2 protein-coding genes (1 of these 2 cut by a window edge) are annotated in these 21,021 nt (G+C 74.5%); both read right to left on the bottom strand.

Features of this window, described 5'->3' with window-relative positions:
- Positions 1-13 precede the first annotated feature (13 nt).
- Positions 14-15,124, bottom strand: coding sequence for a type I polyketide synthase (locus NBY69_RS28010; RefSeq protein WP_250304652.1), 15,111 nt, complete (start codon positions 15,122-15,124; stop codon positions 14-16).
- Positions 15,124-21,021, bottom strand: the end of a protein-coding gene (locus NBY69_RS28015) for a type I polyketide synthase (protein WP_250304654.1). Its footprint extends 6,513 nt past the window's final position; the window shows 5,898 of its 12,411 coding nt (coding positions 6,514-12,411); the start codon falls outside the window, past its right edge — the gene reads right to left on this strand; the stop codon is at positions 15,124-15,126. The genes NBY69_RS28010 and NBY69_RS28015 overlap by 1 nt, the downstream gene beginning before the upstream one ends.

Consider the following 21,021-nt stretch of genomic DNA (forward strand, 5'->3'; position numbering starts at 1 on the left):
CATTCCGCTGCTCTCACGTGTCCAGCTGGTTGTCGAGGAACTGGAAGATCTCCTCGTCGGTGGCCGATTCGAGGTCGTCGACCGCCATGGACGTGACGGTGTCCGCCGTGTCCTCCGACGCCACCTCGGACAGCAGCTCCCGGAGCCTGCTCTCCACCCGGCCGCGCAGTTCGTCGGCGGCGGTCACCTCGGGCAGGTTCGCCGCCAGTTTCGCCAGCTCGTCGAGGATCGGGCCGAGTACCCGCTCGGCCTCCGACGGGAAGATCTCGCCGAGGTAGGCGACGAGGGCGGCCGGCGTCGGGTAGTCGAAGAGCAGGGTCGCCGGAAGCGTCAGGCCGGTCTCCTTGCCGAGGCGGTTGCGCAGCTCGATCGCGCTGAGCGAGTCGAATCCCATCTCCAGGAAGCCCCGCTCGGCGTCCACGAGTTCGGGCCCCGCGTAGGCCAGCACCCGTGCGGCTTCGGCCCGGACCAGCTCCAGCAGCGCGCGGGCACGTTCGGCGGCGGACATGGCGCCCAGCCGGTCCGCCGAACCGGTGGGCCGCTCCGGTACGGGAGCGACCACGGCGGGCCTGGCCCGGCCGCGCACCAGGCCGCGCAGCAGCGCGGGCACCTCGTGCGGCCCGGCGAACCCGGTGACGGAGATCCGGGCGGGCACCAGTACCGCCTCGTCGCGCGCACAGGCGGTGTCGAGCAGGGCGAGTCCGTCGTCCGAGGACAGCGGGGTCACCCCGCCCCGTGCGAACCGCGCGTGGTCCGATGCGGCGAGTCCGCCGGTCATCGTGGAGAGCTCGGCCCACGGCCCCCAGCACAGGGCGACCGCGGGGAGTCCCTGCGCCCTGCGGCGTGCGGCGAGCGCGTCGAGGAAGGCGTTCCCCGCGGCGTACCCCGCCTGTCCTGCGCCGCCGAACGTCGAGGCCAGCGAGGAGAACAGGACGAAGGCCGAGACCGGCCGGGACGCGGTGAGTTCGTGCAGGTTGAGTGCGGCGTCGACCTTCGGTGCGAGCACCCCGTCGATCCGCTCGGGGGTGAGCGCGGTGATCAGCCCGTCGTCGACGACGCCGGCCGCGTGCACCACCGCGGTCAGCGGATGCGCGTCGGGGACGGTGTCCAGCAGCGCGCTCAGCGCCGTACGGTCCGCCGCGTCGCACGCCGCTACCGTCACCTCGGCACCGAGAGCGGTCAGCTCGGCGCGCAGCTCGGCCGCGCCGTCGGCGGCGGGTCCGCTCCGGCTGAGCAGCAACAGCCGCCGGACACCGTGGGTGGTGACCAGGTGCCTGGCGACGAGGCGGCCCAGTGTGCCGGTGGCACCGGTGACCAGCGTGGTTCCGTACGAATCCCAGACCGGTTCCGTACGGTCCGCTGCCGCCGGGACCCGGGCCAGCCGGGCGGCGCGGACCCGGCCCTCGCGCACCACGAGTTGCGGTTCGCCGGAAGCTACGGCGAGGGGCAGCGCAGCCGCGGATTCCTCGCTCGCGTCGGTGTCGACCAGGGCGAAGCGCCCCGGGTGTTCGGAGGCGGCGGCCCGGATCAGCCCGTGCACGGCGGCGCCGGGCAGATCGGTCAGGTCCGCGCCGGGGTCGGCGGCGACCGCGCCGCGGGTCACGAACACCAGCCGGGATGCGGCGAACCGGTCGTCCGCGAGCCACTCCTTGACCAGGGCGAGCGCCCGGTGACACGCGGCCCGGACGGCTCGGGCCGACTCGCCGGCGGCGGGCGTGGCGGTGGTGGGCGTGGCGGCGGGTGTGTCGGCGGCGGGCGTGGCGCTCACGACGACCCGGTCGGGTACGGTCCCGCCCGCCCTGACCGCTTCGGACAGCGCGGCGATCGTCGGATACGCGCCGGGCGTTCCCGCGCGGGCGAGCGGGCCGTCGAGCCCCGGCCACCCATCGGGTGAGCCGATCAGCGCCCAGTCCGGTCCGGTCGGCAGCGGGGCCGCCGGGATCTCGCGCCACTCCGTGCGGAACAGCGTCTCCAGGGGTGCCGCCGTACGGTGCGGCCGGGCCCCGGCGGTCGGCCGGATCGCCAGCGAGTCGACGGAGGCGACCGGACGGCCGGAGGGGTCCCAGACCTGTACGGACACGGTGTTCTCGGCGGTGTCCCGGAGCCGGACCCGCAGGCGGGTCGCCCCTGAGGTGTGCAGGACCACCCCGCGCCAGGAGAACGGCATCACCCCCTGGCCCCGGTCACCCGCCGCGCCCAGCCCGATGGTGTGCAGTGCGGCGTCGAACAGCGCCGGGTGCAGGCCGTACCCGGTGACATCGACGCCCTCGGGCAGGCTCACCTCGGCGAAGACCTCGGACCCGTGCCGCCAGGCGGCACGAAGCCCCTGGAACGCGGGGCCGTAATCGGCACTCACCTCGGCCAACGCGGCGTAGAAATCACCCAGTTCGACCGGGGACGCCTCGGCGGGCGGCCACTGGTCCGGGGCGGGCTCCCCGACCGGAACACCGGTCGGCACATCGGCCCGCGCGTCGGACAGCAGCGTGCCGGTGGCGTGCTGCTGCCACGGTTCGCCGTCGGGGGCTCCGGCCGGGCGGGAGTGCACCGTCAGGGTGCGCGCGCCCGCCGTGTCCTCGGCTCCCATCCGGATCTGCACCTGTACGGCACCTCGCTCGGGCAGCACCAGCGGCGCCTGCAGGGTCAGTTCGCCGATCTGCCCGCAGCCCGCCCGGTCGCCCGCCCGGACGGCCAGCTCGACGAAGGCGGTGCCGGGCAGCACGGTGGCACCGTCGATGACGTGATCGGCGAGCCAGGGATGGCGCTGGACGGAGAGCAGCGAGGTGAACAACAGCCCTTCACCGTCGGCGAGTTGCAGTACGGCGTCCAGCAGCGGATGGCCGTCCCGGCCGAGGCCCGCCGAGGTGACGTCCCCGTCCGGCCCCGGGGCGTCCAGCCAGTACCGCTGCCGGTCGAACGGGTAGGTGGGCAGCTCGGTGAGGCGGCCGTCCGGGCAGAACGCGGACCAGTCGCAGGGGGCGCCGTGGACGTACAGCTGAGCCGCCGCCGCGATCACCGACCCGGCCTCGTCCCGGCCGCGGCGGACCGCGGGCACCACCACCCCGGGAGCGTCGTCCGCCCGGCAGTCCACGGCCATCGCGGCGAGGACCGCGTCGGGGCCGACCTCCAGGAAGCGGCTGGCCCCCTCGCGGGTGAGGAAACCGACGGCGTCGGCGAATCTGACCGGTTCGCGCAGCTGCGACGCCCAGTACTCGGGCGTGCACAGTTGCTCGGCGGTGGCCCGCTCCCCCGTGACGCCGGAGACCACGGGAAGGGTCGGCGGTGCCATCGGAATGCCCCGGACGATCTCGGCGAAGCGCTCCAGCATGGCGTCCATCTGCGGTGAGTGGAATGCGTGACTGACCCGCAACTGGCGTGTCTTCCTGCCCAGTCGGGTGAAGTGGTCCGCCACTCGGGCCACCTCGTCCGGCTCCCCGGAGACCACGGTCGCGGCCGGTCCGTTGAGTGCGGCCAGTGCGATCCGGTCCGCACGTCCGGCCAGCAGGGGCAGTACCTCGTCCTCGGCTGCGGCCACCGCGACCATGGCGCCGGCCGAGGGCAGTTCCTGCATCAGCCGTCCCCGGGCCACCACCAGCCGGCACGCGTCGGCGAGGGTGAACACCCCCGCCAGGTGGGCGGCGCTCAGCTCACCGATGGAGTGCCCGACCAGATAGTCCGGGGTGACACCCCAGGACTCGTAGAGCCGGTACAGCGCGACCTCGACGGCGAACAGTGCGGGCTGCGTGTAGTCCGTACGGTCGAGCAGCGCGGCGTCCGGCCCGTCGGGATCGGCGAACACCACGTCCCGCAGCGGCCGTTCGAGTTCCAGGTCGACATGCGCGCAGACCTGGTCGAAGGCGTCGGCGTAGACCTTGAAGGTCCGGTACAGCTCGCCGCCCATGCCGGGGCGCTGCGCGCCCTGGCCGGAGAAGAGGAAGGCGGTACGGCCGCCGCTCACGACACCTGCGGCGGACGGCGTCGCCGGGCGGCCGTCACCGGGCAGCCAGGCGGTGAGCCGGGCGCGCAGTTCCGCCCGGTCGGCTCCCCAGAGGACCAGCCGGTGATCGAAGCGGGCGCGCCCCGCCAGGGTGTGCGCGATGTCCACGGCCTCGGCGCCGGGGCGTCCTTCGACAGCCGCGAGCAGGTTCTCGGCCTGCGCGGTCAGGGCGGTGGCGGTGCGTGCGGACAGGGTCCAGGGCAGCAGTCCGGCCGTGGGGCCCCGGACAGGTTCTGGCGCCGGAGGCCCGGCCTGCGGGGACGCGGCGTGCGGCGCGTCGGACAGTTCGGCGGGCGGGTCGGTGGACGGGCCGGCGAAGGGGGCGGCCTGGTCGGCCGCCGTTTCGGCGGGCGGGGCCTGCTCGATGATCACGTGCGCGTTCGTGCCGCTCACACCGAACGAGGACACGCCGACCCGGTGCGGAGTGTCGCCGCCGGGCCACGGACGCTCCTCGGTGAGCAGCCGCACGGTGCCCGTCGACCAGTCGATGTACGGCGACGGCTCGGCGGCGTGGAGGGTGCGCGGCATGGTGCCGCGCTGGATGGCCAGTACGGCCTTGATGACCCCGGCGACACCCGAAGCCGCCTGGGTGTGACCGATGTTGGACTTCACCGAGCCGAGCCAGAGCGGCCGGTCCGCCGGGCGGTCCTTGCCGTAGGTCGCCAGCAGCGCCTCGGCCTCGATCGGGTCGCCCAGCTTGGTGCCGGTGCCGTGCGCCTCCACCATGTCCACGTCGGACGCGGTGAGACCGCCGTTGGCGAGGGCCTGCCGGATCACCCGCTGCTGGGCGGGGCCGCTCGGCGCGGTCAGCCCGTTGGACGCGCCGTCCTGATTGACCGCGGCGCCGCGGATGATCCCGACGACCGGGTGGCCGTGGCGGCGGGCCTCGGACAGCCGCTCCACCAGGAGCATGCCCACGCCCTCGGCCCAGCCCGCGCCGTCCGCCCCAGCGGAGAACGCCTTGCACCGGCCGTCCGGCGAGAGGGCGCCCTGCCGGCTGAACTCGATGAAGGTGTCCGGGGTGGAGATCACCGTCACCCCGCCCGCCAGCGCCATGGTGCACTCGCCGGACCGCACCGCCTGGGCCGCCAGGTTCAGTGCCACCAGCGACGACGAACAGGCGGTGTCCACGGTGACCGCCGGGCCTTCCAGCCCGAAGGTGTACGCCACCCGGCCCGAGGCGACACTGGCCGCGCTGCCGGTGGCCAGCTGCCCCTCGTACTCGCCCGGTGCGCTCCTCAGCCTGGACCCGTAGTCGTTGTAGTTGGAGCCGACGAAGACTCCGACCGGGCTGCCCTTGACCGCCGCCGGGTCGATCCCGGCCCGCTCGAACGCCTCCCACGCGGTTTCCAGCAGCAGCCGCTGCTGGGGGTCGATCGCCGGGGCGACCCGCGGCGAGATGCCGAAGAACAGCGGGTCGAAGCGGCCCGCGTCGTGCAGGAACCCGCCGCCCCGGGTGTAGAAGGTGCCGGGGCGGTCCGGGTCCGGGTCGTAGAGCCGCTCGATGTCCCAGCCACGGTCCGCCGGGAGGACCGAGACGGCGTCGCGGCCCTCGGCCAGCAGGTCCCAGTACTCCTCGGGGGTGCTGATCCCGCCCGGCAGACGGCAGCTCATCGCGACGATCGCGACCGGATCGTCGGTGAGGTCCGTTGCGGTGGCGGTCAGTTGCAGGGGGCTTTCGGGGTGCGGGGCCGTGGACGCCGCACCGAAGAGCTCGGTGTCCAGGTGCCTGGCCAGCCGGGCCGCCGTCGCGTGGTCGAAGACCACGGTGACCGGGAGCCGCAGACCGGTGACCGCGTTCAGCCGGTTCCGCAGATCGACCGCCGTCAGCGAGTCGAAACCGAGGTCGCGCAGGGCCCGGTCGGGATCGACCGCGTCGGGGCCCGGCAGGCCGAGCGCCGCCGCCGCCTGGGTCCGTACGAGCGCCACCAGCGCCTGTTCCCGTTCGAGTGGCGCGTGCCCGGCGAGCGTCCCGGCGAATCCCGCGTCCGACGGTTCGCCGACGGGCCGGGAGCCGGTGTCGGCGCCGGAGGGGGTGGCACCTGGGGCGGTGGCACGGGCCTCGGGCAGACTGTCGAGTACCCGCCCGGAGCGGCCTTCGGTGCAGGTCGGCCCGTACCGCTGCCAGTCGACGTCGGTGACCGCGAGGCAGGTCAGGTCCTGGTCGAGCGCCTGCTGGAGCACGGTGAGCGCCAGTTCCGGAGCCATCTGCCCCATGCCGGTGCTGCGCAGCCGCTCACCCAACTCCCCGCTGGCCAGCCCCACTTCTCCCCAGACACCCCAGGCGAGGGAGGTGGCGGGCAGCCCCTGGGACCGTCGTGCGACGGCCAGGGCGTCGAGGTAGGCGTTGGCCGCCGCGTAACTGGCCTGACCGGGCCCGCCGAGGGTTCCGGCCAGCGAGGAGAAGAGTACGAAGGCGTCGAGGTCGGCGTCCTGCGTCAACTCGTGCAGATGGCGTGCCGCGTCCACCTTCGGGCGCAGGACCGTCGCGGCCCGCTCGGGGGTGAGCGCGTCGAGCAGACAGTCGTCGAGGACGGCTGCGGCGTGCACGACCGCGGTCAGCGGGTGCTCGTCCGGTACGGACTCCAGGAGCAGCGCCAGAGAGTCGCGGTCCGCCACATCGCACGCGGTCACGGTCACCTCGGCGCCGAGCGCGGTCAAGCGGGCCTTCAACTCCGCGGCCCCGGGGGCCTGTTCACCCCGGCGGCTGGTGAGCAGCAGATGGCGGGCGCCGTTCCCGGCGAGCCACGCGGCGATCTCCGCGCCGATGCCGCCGGTGCCGCCGGTGACGAGGACGGTGCCGGTGGGCCGCCAGGAGCGCACGGCCGAGGTGTCGGACAGCGGCTTGCGGATCAGGCGGCGCACGTACAACCCGTTGGGGCGGACGGCCAGTTGGTCCTCGCCCTCCCGTCCGGTCACCGCTGCGACCAGGCGCTCGACCGCGCGGTCGTCCGGGGTGGCAGGGAGATCGACCAGTCCGCCGATCCGCTGCGGATACTCCAGCGCGGCGATCCGGCCGAGGCCCCAGAGCAGGGCGTGACCAGGGTCGACGGACCGGTCCGAACGCCCGACGGACACCGCGCCCCGGGTCGCGCACCAGAGCGGCGCCGTGATCCCGGCGTCGCCGAGCGCCTGGATCACGGCGACCGCCGTGTTCACATGCGACGGCCCGTCCGAACGGTGTTCCTGTCGTACGTCACGTTCATCGAGGGCCAGGAGCGACAGCACCCCGGTGCAGCCGTCGGCTGCCGCGTCCCGCAGTCGGCCGGTCAGTTCCGTGCGGTCGGCGGCCTCCACCTCGACGAACCGCACGTGTGCGCCCTGCCGTTCCAGTCCCTGCCCGGCCTCGGACGCCCACGCGGACGCCCCTTCGGCCAGGCCTGCCGGGACGAGCAGGAGCCAACGGGAGCCGTCGATGCGGGAGATACGGGAGATGTGGGAGCCCGTTCCGTCGGTGACGGGCTGCCAGGAGATGCCGTAGCGCCAGGAATCCAGTACGGCTGTCTGCTTCCGCCGGTGGCGCCAGTCGGCGAGTACGGGCTGCAACGACCCGAGCCGGTCCTGGTCGTCGTCGATGCCGAGGGTGGCGGCGAGAGCCGCAGGGTCGTCGCCCTCGACGGCCGCCCAGAACTCGGCGTCGACCGGGTCGGACGCGGGAAGGGCCGGGGCTGCCTGCTCCTCCAGCCAGTAGTGCTGACGCTGGAAGGGGTACGTGGGCAGGTCGACGACGTGCGGCCGGGTGCCGTGGAACGCAGCCGACCAGTCGACCTCCGCACCCCGTACCCACAGCTCCGCCACGCTCGTCAGGAATCGCTCCGTGCCGCCCTCACCACGGCGCAACGACCCTGCCACGACGCCTTGTCCACCACCGCGCGCCTCCAGCAGCTCCTCGACGGCGCCCGTCAGCACCGGATGCGAGGACACCTCGACGAAGACACCGAAGCCGTCCTCCGCCAGACACTCCACCGCATCCGCGAACCGCACGCGCTCCCGCAGATTCGTGAACCAGTACCCGCCGTCCATGGTCAGCGGGTCCACGTACCCGCCCGACACGGACGACACCACCGGCACCCGGCCCGCCCGCGGTGACACCCCGCTCAGTTCGGCGGCCAGCCCCTCCCGCAGCTCCTCCATCGCCGCCGAGTGCGACGCGTAGTCCACCGCGACCCGGCGCGCCCGCACCCCCAGCCCCTCGCACACGCCGACGAACTCGTCCAGGGCGGCGCGCTCGCCCGAGACCACGACCTGCGACGGACCATTCACCGCGGCGACGGAAACCCGCCCGTCCCAGCGTTCCAGCAGCCCCTCCACCACGGCCACCGAGGCCCCGACGGACACCATCCCGCCCCGGCCGGCCACCGCACCGATCGCCGCGCTGCGCACGCACACCACCCGCGCGGCGTCCTCCAGGGACAACACACCCGCCACACACGCAGCCGCGATCTCCCCCTGCGAATGCCCCACCACCACCGACGGCACCACCCCGAACGACTCCCACAACGCCGCCAACGACACCATCACCGCGAACGACACCGGCTGCACCACATCCACCCGCTCCAACGACGGCGCACCCACCACCCCCCGCAACACATCCACCAACGACCAATCCACGAAGCCGGACAGAACCCGCTCACACTCCGCCAACCGTCCCGCGAACACCGACGACGAAGCCGCCAGCTCCACCGCCATGCCCACCCACTGCGCCCCCTGCCCCGGGAACACGAACACCGGCCGGCCCACCGGCCCTGCCACACCACTCACCACACCCGCGCCCGGTACACCTCCGGCGACGGCGGACAGGCCCTCGCCCAACTCCCCCACCACGACGGCCCGGTGCTCGAACGAGGACCGCGTACGCACCAGCGACCAACCCACATCCGCGCGGTCAGCCCCCTCGGCCGATCCGGCCAGCGTGGACGCCTGCTCCCGCAGCGCCCCGGCGCTGCGGCCCGACATCACCCACGGCACCACCGCTTCAGGGTCCGTCGCCACCGGATCGCCGGACTCGACCGCCTCTACCGCCTCTATCGCCTCGACCGGAGGCTCCGGTGCCTCCTCCAGGATGACGTGCGCGTTCGTCCCGCTGACGCCGAACGACGACACGCCCGCCCGGCGCGGCCGAACAGTCCGGGGCCACGCCCGCTCCTCGGTCAGCAGTTCCACCGCTCCGGCCGACCAGTCCACGTACGACGAACGGGCCTCCGCATGGAGCGACTTGGGCAACAGCTCGTGCCGCATCGCCAGCACCATCTTGATCAGCCCGGCAGCTCCCGCGGCGACCTGGGTGTGGCCGATGTTGGACTTCACGGACCCGAGCCACAGCGGCTCGCCGTCCGCCCGGTCCGCACGCCCCTGTCCGTACGTCGCGAGCAGCGCCTGCGCCTCGATCGGGTCGCCCAGCGGTGTGCCCGTACCGTGCGCCTCCACTGCGTCCACATCGGCGGGCGACAGTCCCGCGTCGGCCAACGCCTGCTGGATCACTCGCTGTTGGGAGGGTCCGTTGGGAGCGGTCAGGCCGTTGGACGCACCGTCCTGGTTGGTCGCGCTGCCCCGCACCAGCGCCAGTACCCGGTGGCCGTTGCGCCGGGCGTCCGACAGCCGCTCCAGCAGGACCATCCCGGCGCCCTCGGCGAAGCCCATGCCGTCGGCGTCCTCGGAGAACGCCTTGCACCGGCCGTCCGCCGCGAGCCCGCGCTGGCGGCTGAAGCCCAGGAAGCCGATCGGCGCGGAGATCACCGAGGCGGCCCCGGCCAGGGCCAGCGAGCACTCCCCCGAGCGCAGCGACCGCACGGCGAGGTGCAGCGCCACCAGAGCCGACGAGCAGCCCGTGTCGAGGGTGACCGCGGGGCCTTCGAGGCCGAGCGTGTACGAGATACGGCCGGAGGCGACGCTGGTGACGGTGCCCGTGACCAGATGCCCCTCGACGCCTTCCGGCAGGTGCCGGAGGCTCGCCCCGTACCCGCTGTGTGCGGCGCCGACGAAGACGCCGCACTCGCTGCCGCGGAGGCTGTGCGGGTCGATCCTGCCGTGCTCGATGGCCTCCCAGGAGGTTTCGAGCAGGAGGCGCTGCTGCGGGTCCATCGCGAGGGCCTCGCGTGGTGAGATGCCGAAGAACGAGGCGTCGAAGCGGCCCGCGTCCCGGACGAAACCCCCGGTGCGGACGTACGTCTTGCCCGCCTCGTCCGGGTCGGGGCTGTAGAGCTGATCGAGGTTCCAGCCCCGGTCGTCGGGGAAGGGGCCGATGGCGTCCTCCCCGGCGCTCATCAGCCGCCACAGGTCCTCGGGGCCCGTCACCTCGCCGGGGAACCGGCAGCCCATGCCCACGATCGCGATGGCGTCGTCGTCGGACGCGCCCGTGGTGACGGCCGGTGCCGGTGCCGGGGGGCGGGCGTCACCGAAGAGGACCGTGCCCAGATGGGCGGCCAGTCGGGTCACGCTCGGGTAGTCGAAGACGAGCGTGGTGGTGAGCTTCAGGCCGGTTGCCGCGTGGAGCGCGTTGCGCAGCGTGACCGCGAGCAGGGAGTCGAACCCGAGGTCGCGGAACGGGCGTCCGTCGTCGATCCCGTCCGGGGTCCGGTGCCCGAGTACGGCGGCGACATGCGTACGCACCAGGTCGCGCAGGGCGCTGCTCCGGTCCTGCGCGGACAGCGGGCGCAGCTGCTCCCGCAGTGCCCCGGCGGCCGAGTGGGCGTCGTTCGCCGGGGCGTCGGTGCGCTTCTCACGGTCGAGTACGGCGCGGACCTCGGGGACGGTGTCGAGCAGGGGGCGGGGGCGGGCGGCGGTGAAGGCCGGGACGAACTGTTCCCAGTCCACGTCGGCGACGGCGAGGAACGCCTCGTCGTCGGTCACCGCCTGCCGCAGCCCGGCGATCGCGAGGTCGGGGTCCATGAACGGGAGTCCCCGCCACTTGAGTTCGGTGCTGACGACGTCCTTCGCCATGCCGCCGCCGTCGGCCGACCAGATGCCCCAGGCGAGGGTGGTTCCGGCGAGGCCCCGGGCGCGCCGGCTGCGGGTGACGGCGTCGAGGTAGGCGTTCCCGGCGGCGTAGGCGCCGTGGTCGGCGGCGCCCCAGAGCGCGGCCACCGACGAGTACAGGACGAACGCGTCCAGGTCGGCGCGGTCGAACAGCCGGTCCAGGTTCGCGGTCCCGGCCAGCTTCACGTGCGCGCCCGCGGCGAACGCGTCCAGGTCCGTCCCGGCCAGCGGCGCCAGCTCGCCGACCCCGGCGCTGTGCACGACGGTCCTGATCCGCGGTCCGTCGCCCTGTACGTCCGCCACGAGGCGGGCCAGCGCCGCGTGGTCGGTGACATCGCAGGCCACGACGGTGACCCGGGGGCCCAGGGCGGTGAGTTCCGCCGCCAGTTCACGGGCACCCGGCGCGTCGGGGCCACGGCGGCTGGTCAGTACGAGGTGTTCGGCGCCCGCCTGTGCCAGCCAGCGTGCGGTGTGCGCGCCCAGGCCGCCGGTGCCGCCGGTGATGAGCGCGGCCCCACTGGTCCGCCACTGCCGGCCGTCGTCCTGCGGCGCGGGGGCCCGGCGCAGTCGGCGCAGCAGGGTGGCGCCCGCGCGGATCGCCGTCTGGTCCTCGCCGTCGTCCGCGGCCAGTACGGCGGCGAGCTGCCCCGCGTCGCCGGGGCCGACAGCCGTCGGCAGATCGATCAACCCGCCCCAGTGGTCGGGATGTTCGAGACCCATGCCCAGGCCGAGGCCCCAGGTGGGGCTCTGCCCGGGACTGCTGACCCGGTCGTCGCCACCGGCCGGGACGGCGTCCTGGGTGCACAGCCACAGCGGGACGGGCGTGTCCTGGTCGGTGAGGGCCTGGGCCAGCAGGAGGTTGAGGGCGAGGCCGGTGGTCAGCGCGGGGTGGGCGGGATGCGGGCGCTCGTCCAGGGCCAGCAGGGAGACCGCCCCGGCGGCATCGGGGTGGTCGGAGAGCAGCGCGGCGATCCCGGCCCGGTCCAGGTCGGCGGTGAGCGTCAACTCGGTTACGGCTGCGCCCTGTTGGCGGAGGGTAAGCCCGATCAGTTCAGCTGCTTCATGGCCGGACTTCTCGAAGCCGGATTCGCAGCCGGACTTCCCGCGACCGGGCGTCCCGCCACCGGGCGTCCCCTCACCGCACGTCCCGTGACCGGGCGTCGGGTCCCCCGAGGTCAGCAGGAGCCAGTGGCCGGTGAGCCGCGCCGGGGTGCGACCGGTGGCCGGTACCCAGTCGACGCTGTAGCGCCAGGAGTCGAGCGTGGAGCGGTCGCGCTGCTGGGCGCGCCAGTGCGTGAGGGCCGGGAGGACGGCGCTCAGCGGCGCGTCCTCGCTCACTCGGAGCGCTCGGGCGACGGCGCTCGTGTCGCCGCTGCCGAGGGTGGCCCAGAAGGCGGCGTCGGCCGGGTCGGGCTCGTGGGCGCTTCCGGTGTCCGGGTCCGTCAGCCAGTAGTGCTCGCGCTGGAAGGCGTACGTCGGCAGGGTCGTGGCCGCCGCGCCGGACGGAGCGTGAAACCGGTGCCAGTCGACGGGGCAGCCGTCCGTCCACAGCCGGGCGAGGGCCGTCACCGCGGTCCGCGGCTCGGGGGTGTCGCGGTGCAGCAGCGCCACGGCGAGCGCCTCGTCGTCGCAGGTCTCACCGATCGCGCCGAGGAGTGATCCGGCCGGTCCCAGCTCCAGGAACCGGGTGACGCCCAGCGCCCGCGCCCCGGTCACCGCGTCGGCGAACCTGACCGTGCCACGCACCTGGTCCACCCAGTACCGGGCGGTGAACTCCTGTACCGGCTCGCCCGTCAGGGTGGAGACGACCGGGATCTGCGGGCGGCCGGTGCCGATGCCCGCCGCCGCCTCGCCGAACCGCTTCAGCATCGGGTCCATCAGTACCGAGTGGAAGGCGTGGCTGACCTCCAGCCAACGGTTCTCCCGGCCGGGCAGTGCGGCAGCGACCGACTCCACGGCTGCGCGGGAGCCGGAGAGCACGAGTTGCCCCGGCGCGTTCACCGCGGCCACCGACACGCCCTCGGTCAGCAGCGGTGCGACCTCGGCCGCCGAGGCGCGCACCGCCCACATCGCGCCCCCCTGCGGCAGTGCCTGCATCAGCTCGGCCCGTGCCGCCACCAGGCGGCAGGCGTCCGCGAGCGACAGCGCACCGGCCACGTGGGCGGCGGCCAGTTCGCCGACGGAGTGTCCCACCAGACAGTCGGGACGCACACCCCAGGACTCCACCAGCCGGAACAGCGCCACCTCGACGGCGAACAGCGCGGGCTGCGCCCAGCCCGTGTCCCTGAGCAGGCTGTCGGGGTCGTGGAACATCACCTCGCGCAACGGCAGCTCCAGCAGCCGGTCGAAGTGGTCGCACACGTCACTCAGCGCGGCGTCGAAAACCGGGTACGCGGCGGCCAACTCCCGCCCCATTCCGGCCCGTTGGCTGCCCTGGCCGGAGAAGACGAAGGCGGTCAGCCCGTCGCCCGCCACCCCGGACACCACTCCGGGCGCGGGCAGCGCGCCGTCGGCCAGCGCACGCAGCCCGGTGCGCAGCCCGTCCGGGTCGGTGCCGAGGACCACCGCGCGGTGTTCGAGGGCGGCGCGGGTCGTCGCCAGGGACAGTCCCACATCCGCCCTGGACAGGCCGTCCACCGAGGACAACAGTCGCTCTGCCTGGGCGGGCAGCGCGGCGGGGGTGCGCGCGGAGATCACCCACGGCACCACCGGTACGGGTACGGACCGCGGGTGGGGCTGAGTCCCCTCGTCGGCCGGGTCGGCTTCGGGGGCCTGTTCCAGGATCACGTGCGCGTTCGTCCCGCTGGCGCCGAACGACGACACACCCGCCCGCCGGGGCCGGTCCGTCCGCGGCCACTCCCGCGTCCCGGTGAGGAGCTCGACGGCTCCGGACGACCAGTCCACGTACGACGAAGGCGTCCCCACGTGCAGCGACCTGGGCAGGATCCCGTGCCGCATCGCCGAGACCATCTTCATGACACCCGCGATGCCGGAAGCCGCCTGGGTGTGGCCGATGTTCGACTTCACCGAGCCGAGCCACAGCGGGTCGCCGTCGCCGCGCCCCTGGCCGTACGTCGCGAGGAGCGCCTGCGCCTCGATCGGGTCGCCCAGCGCGGTGCCCGTACCGTGCGCCTCCACCGCGTCCACCTCGGCCGGCTGCACCCCGGCGTTCGCCAGCGCCTGGCGGATCACCCGCTGCTGCGAAGGGCCGTGCGGTGCGGTCAGGCCGTTGGACGCGCCGTCCTGGTTGGTCGCGCTGCCGCGTACCACCGCCAGTACCTGGTGACCGTTGCGCCGGGCGTCCGAGAGCCGTTCGAGGAGCAGGACGTTGACGCCCTCGCCCCAGCCCGTGCCGTCCGCGTCGTCCGAGAAGGACTTGCACCGGCCGTCCACCGCGAGGCCCGACTGCCTGCTGAACTCGATGAAGTTGCGCGGTGTGCCCATCACGGTGGCGCCCGCCGCGAGCGCCAGCGTGCACTCGCCGGAGCGCAGCGCCTGGACCGCCAGGTGCAGGGCCACCAGGGAGGACGAACACATGGTGTCGACGGTGACGGCGGGACCCTCGAAGCCGAGGGTGTACGCGATGCGGCCGGACAGGACGGCGCCGGAACCACCGGTCAGCAGGTGGCCCTCGACGCCCTCGGGGGTGGTGCGCAGCGAGGTGCCGTAGCCCTGGTTGCTGGCGCCGACGAAGACCCCGGCGCGCTCGCCGCGCAGGCTCTCCACGTCGATGCCCGCCCGTTCGAACACCTCCCACGCCGTCTCCAGGAGGAGCCGCTGCTGCGGGTCCATCGCCAGCGCCTCGCGCGGGGAGATCCCGAAGAATCCGGCGTCGAACCCGGCCGCGTCCCGGAGGAAGGCGCCGTGCCGGGTGTAGCTGGTGCCGGGGTGGTCGGGGTCCGGGTGGTAGAGGCCCGCCAGGTCCCAGCCGCGGTCGGTGGGCAGCTCGCCGACGAGGTCGGCGCCCGCCGCGACGAGGTCCCAGTACTTCTCGGGGGTGTCCGCGCCGCCCGGGTACCGGCAGCTCATCGAGACGATCGCGACGGGTTCGAGCTGCTGGTCCTCCAGCTCCCTGACCCGGTGCCGGGTGGTCCGCAGATCCGCGGTGACCCGGTTCAGGTACTCCCGGAGCCGCTCTTCGGTCGCGCCGCTCATCAGATGCCCAACTCCCGGTCGATCAGGTCGAAGATCTCATCGTTGGTCGCCGCCGCGAGGTCGTCGTGCGACTGCGCGCCTGTGCCGGAGCCGTCGGCCGCTTCGGCCCTGCGCAGCAGCGTGCGCAGCCGCTCGACGATGTCGGCGCGGGACCGGTCGTCCTCCGGCAGGGCCGCGAGGCCTGCCTCCAGCAGGTCCAGCCCGTCCTGTACGGGGTCCGTGCCGCCGGACAGCTGGTCGCGCAGCTGCCGGGCGAGGAGCAGCGGGGTGGGGTGGTCGAAGACGAGCGTGGCGGGCAGCCGCAGTCCGGTCGCCGCGTTGAGGCGGTTACGGAATTCGAGCGCCGTCAGTGAGTCGAAGCCGATCTCCTTGAAGGCCCGCTTCGGCCGGATCTCGTCCGGCCGTGCCTTCAGCACCCCGGCGGCCTCCCGCCGTACGACGTCCACGAGTACCGCTTCCTGCTCGTCGGCGGACAGTCCGGCGAGGCGGCGGGCGAGCGCCGGGGTCCGGTCCTGCGGATCGGGCTCCGGCCCGCTGCCCTGGTCCCGCTGGTGCGGCACCTGCTGGGCCGCGACGAGCGCTTCGACCAGCGGTCTGGGCCGCTTCATCGTGTAGAGCGGCAGGAAGCGGGAGAGGTCGAACGAGGCGACGGCGATGCTGGTGTCGCGGCTGCCGACGGCGACCGCGAGGGCCCGTACGGCCGACTCGGGGCGCATCATCCGCACCCCGCGCCGGGTGAGCAGGTCGGCCACTTCACCGTCGACCATGCCGCCGCCCGCCCAGGCGCCCCAGGCGACGGCTGTCGCCACCTCGCCGCGGGCGTGCCGCTGGTGGGCGAGTGCGTCCAGGTGGGCGTTGGCCGCGGCGTAGGCGCCCTTGCCCCGGTCGCCCCAGGTTCCGGCGCCCGAGGAGAACAGCACGAAGGCGTCCAGTTCGGTGCCCGCGGTCAGGGCGTCCAGATTGCGGGCGCCCTCGGTCTTGACCCGGATGACGCGGGCGAGTTCGTCGGTGGACAGGTGCGCCACGGGGATCTCGGGCTGGGTGAGTCCGGCCGCGTGCACCACCGCGGTGAGCGGATCACCGGCCGGGATCGCGGCGAGCACCGCGGCGAGTGCGCCGGGGTCGGCGACGTCGCAGGCCGCGATCGTGACCCGCGCGCCGAGTCCGGTCAGCTCCTCGTACAGCTCCTTCGCGCCGGGCGCGTCCGCGCCGCGGCGGCTGGTGAGGACGAGGTGCGCGGCGCCGTTCGCGGCGGCCCAGCGGGCCACATGGGCGCCGAGTGCCCCGGTACCGCCGGTGATCAGGACGGTGCCCCGGGGCCGCCACGGTTCGGCGGGTCCGGCGGGGGCCGGTACGAGCCGCCGCCCGAGTACGGTGCCCGCCCGCAGCGCCACCTCGTTCTCCCCGGTGCCCCCGGCGAGTACGTCCACCAGCCGGTCGAGGCCCGCGTCGTCCAGTACGGCCGGCAGGTCGAGCTGTCCGCTCCAGCGTTCGGGTTCGTCGAGACCGAGCACCACTCCGAGGCCCCAGATCTGCGCCTGCGCGGGGCTGGTCACCGGGTCGTCGTCGGCCGTGGTCACCGCGCCCCGGGTCGCCAGCCAGAGCGGTGCGTCGGCGGCTTCCCCGGCGAGGGCCCGTACCGAGGCGACCGTGTCGGCGAGACCCGTGGTCACCGCGGGCTGCGTCGCGTCGGGCCGCTCGTCGAGGGCGGCCAGGGACAGCACCCCGTCGACGAACGGCGGCAGTTCACCGGCCGCCGTCGCCAACTGGCCCGCGGTGAGCCGGTGCACGGTGGCGCCGCGTGCGGTGAGGCCCTTGACCACGGTCTCCACCAGCTCCGGCTGCACGGCTTCGCGCGGGGTCACCACGACCCAGTCGCCGGTCAGCCGGGAGGCGGCACCGGGCGCCGGTACCGGGGTCCACTCCAGGCGGTAGCGCCAGCCGTCGATGGCGGCCGACTCGTCCCTGCGGGCCGCCGCGGCCGGGGGTTCCAGCCAGTGGCGCCTGCGGGTGAACGGGTAGGTCGGCAGGGGTACGGCCCGCGCGGCGCCGTCGGTGAAGGCCCGGCCCCAGTCGACCGGGGCGCCGCGCACCCAGGCGGCGCCCAGCGACAACAGGAAGCGTTCCAGGCCGCCTTCGTCGCGGCGCAGCGAGCCCACCGCGCAGAGGTCGTCGCGGTCCTCCAGGGTCTCCTCGATCGCCGCGAGCAGCACCGGGTGCGGGCTGCACTCGACGAAGAGCCCGAAGCCCTGGGCGGAGAGGGCGCGGACCGCGTCGGCGAAGCGCACCGGCTGCCGCAGGTTCGCGCACCAGTAGGCGGCGTCCAGTAGGGGGCCGTCGATCCAGTCGCCGGTGACGGTGGAGAAGAACGGCACCTCCGGCGTCCTCGGTGCGACCGGTTCGAGCAGGGTGGCCAGTTCGTCGAGGATCTTCTCCACGTGCACGGAGTGCGAGGCGTAGTCGACGGGGATCATGCGCAGCCGGATCTCCCGGCGTTCGCAGACCCGGCGCAGCTCCTCCAGCGCGTCGCGGTCGCCGGAGAGGACCACCGAGCGGGGGCCGTTGACCGCGGCGACCGTGATGCGCCCTCCGTAGGGCCGCAGCAGGTCGGCGGTCCGGTCCTCGGGCAGGAAGACCATGGCCATGCCGCCCGCGCCCGCCAGCGCGGTGATCGCCCGGCTGCGCAGGCAGACCACCCGCGCGGCGTCCTCCAGCGACAGGGCCCCCGCCACGCAGGCCGCGGCGATCTCGCCCTGCGAGTGGCCGACGACCGCGGCGGGCCGCACCCCCCAGGACCGCCACAGTTCCGCCAGCGACACCATGACCGCGAACGACGCGGGCTGGACCACGTCGACCCGCTCCAGCGTCGGCGCGCCGTCCACGCCGTGCAGCACCTCGGTCAGCGACCAGTCCACGTACGCGGACATCGCGGTCTCGCACTCCGCGAGCCGGGCCGCGAACTCCGGGGATTCAGCGGCCAGTTCGACCGCCATACCGGCCCACTGCGCTCCCTGGCCGGGGAACGCGAACACGGTCCTGCCCAGCGGTCCCGCCACCCCCTGCACCAGTCCGGGGGCCGTGCCGTCGGCGGCCAGTGCGGTCAGCGCGGCGCCGTGGTCGCCCGTCACGACGGCGCGGTGCTCGAAGCGGGCGCGCCTGGTGGCGAGCGACCAGCCCACGTCGTACGGATCGGCCTCCCCGGCCGAAGCGGTCAGCGCGGTCGCCGTGGCCCGCAGCGCCGTCGGTCCGGTCGCCGAGAGGGTCCACGGCACGGCGCCCGTCGCGCGGGCGGCCGGGGCCGCCGGGCGGGGAGCGGGTTCGGGTGCCTGCTCCAGGATCACGTGCGCGTTGGTGCCGCTGATACCGAAGGCGGAGACCCCTGCCCGGCGCGGGCGGCCCGTCTCCGGCCACGGGCGGGACGCGGCGAGGAGCCGTACGCCGCCCGCGTCCCAGTCGACCCGTGAGGTGGGTTCACCGGCGTGCAGGGTCATCGGCAGGATGCCGTGCCGCAGCGACTCCACCATCTTGATCACCCCGACCACCCCGGCGGCGGCCTGAGTGTGCCCCAGGTTCGACTTGACCGAGCCCAGCCAGAGCGGGCTGTCGGCGGGCCGGCCGGCGCCGTACGTCGCGAGCACCGCCTGTGCCTCGATCGGGTCGCCGAGACGGGTGCCGGTGCCGTGCGCCTCCACCGCGTCCACCTCGGTGGCCGACAGGCCCGCGTTCGCCAGGGCCTGCCGGATCACCCGCTGCTGGGACGGGCCGTTGGGCGCGGTCAGGCCGTTGGACGCGCCGTCCTGGTTCACCGCCGAGCCGCGCACCACGGCCAGCACCTCGTGCCCGTCGCGCCGCGCCACCGACAGCGGCTCGACGAGGAGTACGGCGACGCCCTCGGCCATCCCGAAGCCGTCCGCGTCCTCGGCGAACGACCGGCACCGGCCGTCCGCCGACAGGGCGCGCTGCCTGCTGAAGCTGACCATCGGCGTCGGGGTCGACATCACCGCGGCGCCCGCGACCAGCGCGCGTTCGCACTCGCCGGACCGCAGGGCCCGCATCGCCAGGTGCAGGGCCACCAGTGAGGAGGAGCAGGCCGTGTCGACGGTGAGCGCGGGCCCGGTGAGACCGAAGGTGTACGCGATCCGGCCGGACGCCACACTCGGCGCGCCGCCCGTCACGTGGTAGCCCTCCAACTCGCCGGGCATGCCGTGCGGTTGTCCGTAGTCCGGCGCGAGGATGCCCGCGAACACCCCGGTGTTGCTGCCCTTCAGCTCGTCCGGGACGAGACCCGCGTCCTCGAACGCTTCCCAGGAGGTCTCCAGCAGCAGCCGCTGCTGCGGGTCCATCGCCAGCGCCTCCCGTGCGGAGATCCCGAAGAACTCGTGGTCGAACTCGGCTGCTCCGGACAGGAATCCGCCCGCCCTGGTGTAGCTGGTGCCGTGCCGGTCCGGGTCCGGGTCGAAGAGCGCGTCCAGGTCCCAGCCGCGGTCGGCGGGCAGCCCGCCCACGCCCTCGCCGCCCTCCGTCAGCAGCCGCCAGAGGTCGGCGGGCCCGGCGATGCCGCCGGGCAGCCGGCAGGCGGTACCGACGATCGCGAGCGGTTCGCCGTCCGCCGCACCGGACGGTCCCGGCTCCTCGGTCTCCGCGATCAGCCCTTCGGCCTCCCGCCACAGCTGCTCGGCGAGCAGCGTGGGCGTCGGGTGGTCGAAGACCAGCGTCGTGGGCAGCTTGGTGCCGGTCACCGCGGCCAGCCGGTTGCGCAGCTCGACCGCGGTCAGCGAGTCGAATCCGATGTCCCTGAAGGCGCGTCGGGCGGCGACGGCGCCGGGATCGGTGTGTCCGAGGACCTTCGCCGTCTCCTCCCGCACCAGGTCGAGAACCGCTTCCCGCCGGTCCGGTTCGGAGAGACCCGCCAGCCGCGTACGGAGCGCGGACGCGGGCGGGGTCTCCTCGGCGGGCCGCGTCCCGGCCGCCGGGGCGGAGGTCAGTTCGCCCAGCAGCGGGCTCGGCCGTGCGGCGCCGAACACGGCGGTGAAGCGTTCCCAGTCGACGTCCGCGACGGCGAGCGCGGTCTCGTCGTGGTCGAGTACGAGTTGCAGCGCGTCCAGGGCCAGGTCCGCGTCGATGACCGGGAGGCCGGTGGCGGCCAGCGCGGGCCACAGGCTCGGGTCGATCATCCCGCCGCCGCCCCAGGGGCCCCAGGCGATCGAGGTGGCGGACAGGCCGCGGGCCCTGCGCTGTTCGGCCAGGGCGTCCAGGCAGGCGTTGGCGGCGCCGTAGGCGGCGTGGTCGGCGACGCCCCAGGTCGCGGAGATCGAGGAGAAGAGGACGAAGGCGTCCAGCGGGGTGTCCGCGAGGAGTTCGTCGAGGACGGCCGCCCCTTCGGTCTTGGCGTGCAGGACACGGGCCAGTTGCCCGGGTCCCGTCCGTACCAGCGGGTCCAGTTCGCAGGCCCCGGCCGCGTGGAACACCGCGGTCAGCGGCCGGTCCTGGCCGATCCCCGCGAGGAGTTCGCCCAGCGCGGCCCGGTCGGTCACGTCGCAGGCGACGACGGAGAGTGCGGTGGCCGTGTCCGCGAGGTCCGCCGCGAGCGCGCGGGCCCCCTCGGCGTCCGCTCCCCGGCGGCTCACCAGGACGAGGCGTTCGGCGCCGCGTCCGGCCAGCCACCGGGCGAGCCGCAGTCCCAGCGCGCCGGTGCCGCCGGTGATCAGGACCGTGCCGCGCGGCCTCCAGTCCGGTCGTACGGGCGCGCCGCGCACCGACCGGACGAGCCGGCGGGCGAACAGTCCGGCCTGCCGGATGGCCAGTTGGTCCTCCGGCCCGGCGCTGCCGAGCACCGCCGCCAGCCGGGCCCTGGACCGTACGTCCCAGCGTTCCGGAAGGTCGACCAGACCGCCCCA

Source organism: Streptomyces sp. A 4/2 (genome assembly GCF_940670765.1).
Classification (GTDB): Bacteria; Actinomycetota; Actinomycetes; order Streptomycetales; family Streptomycetaceae; genus Streptomyces.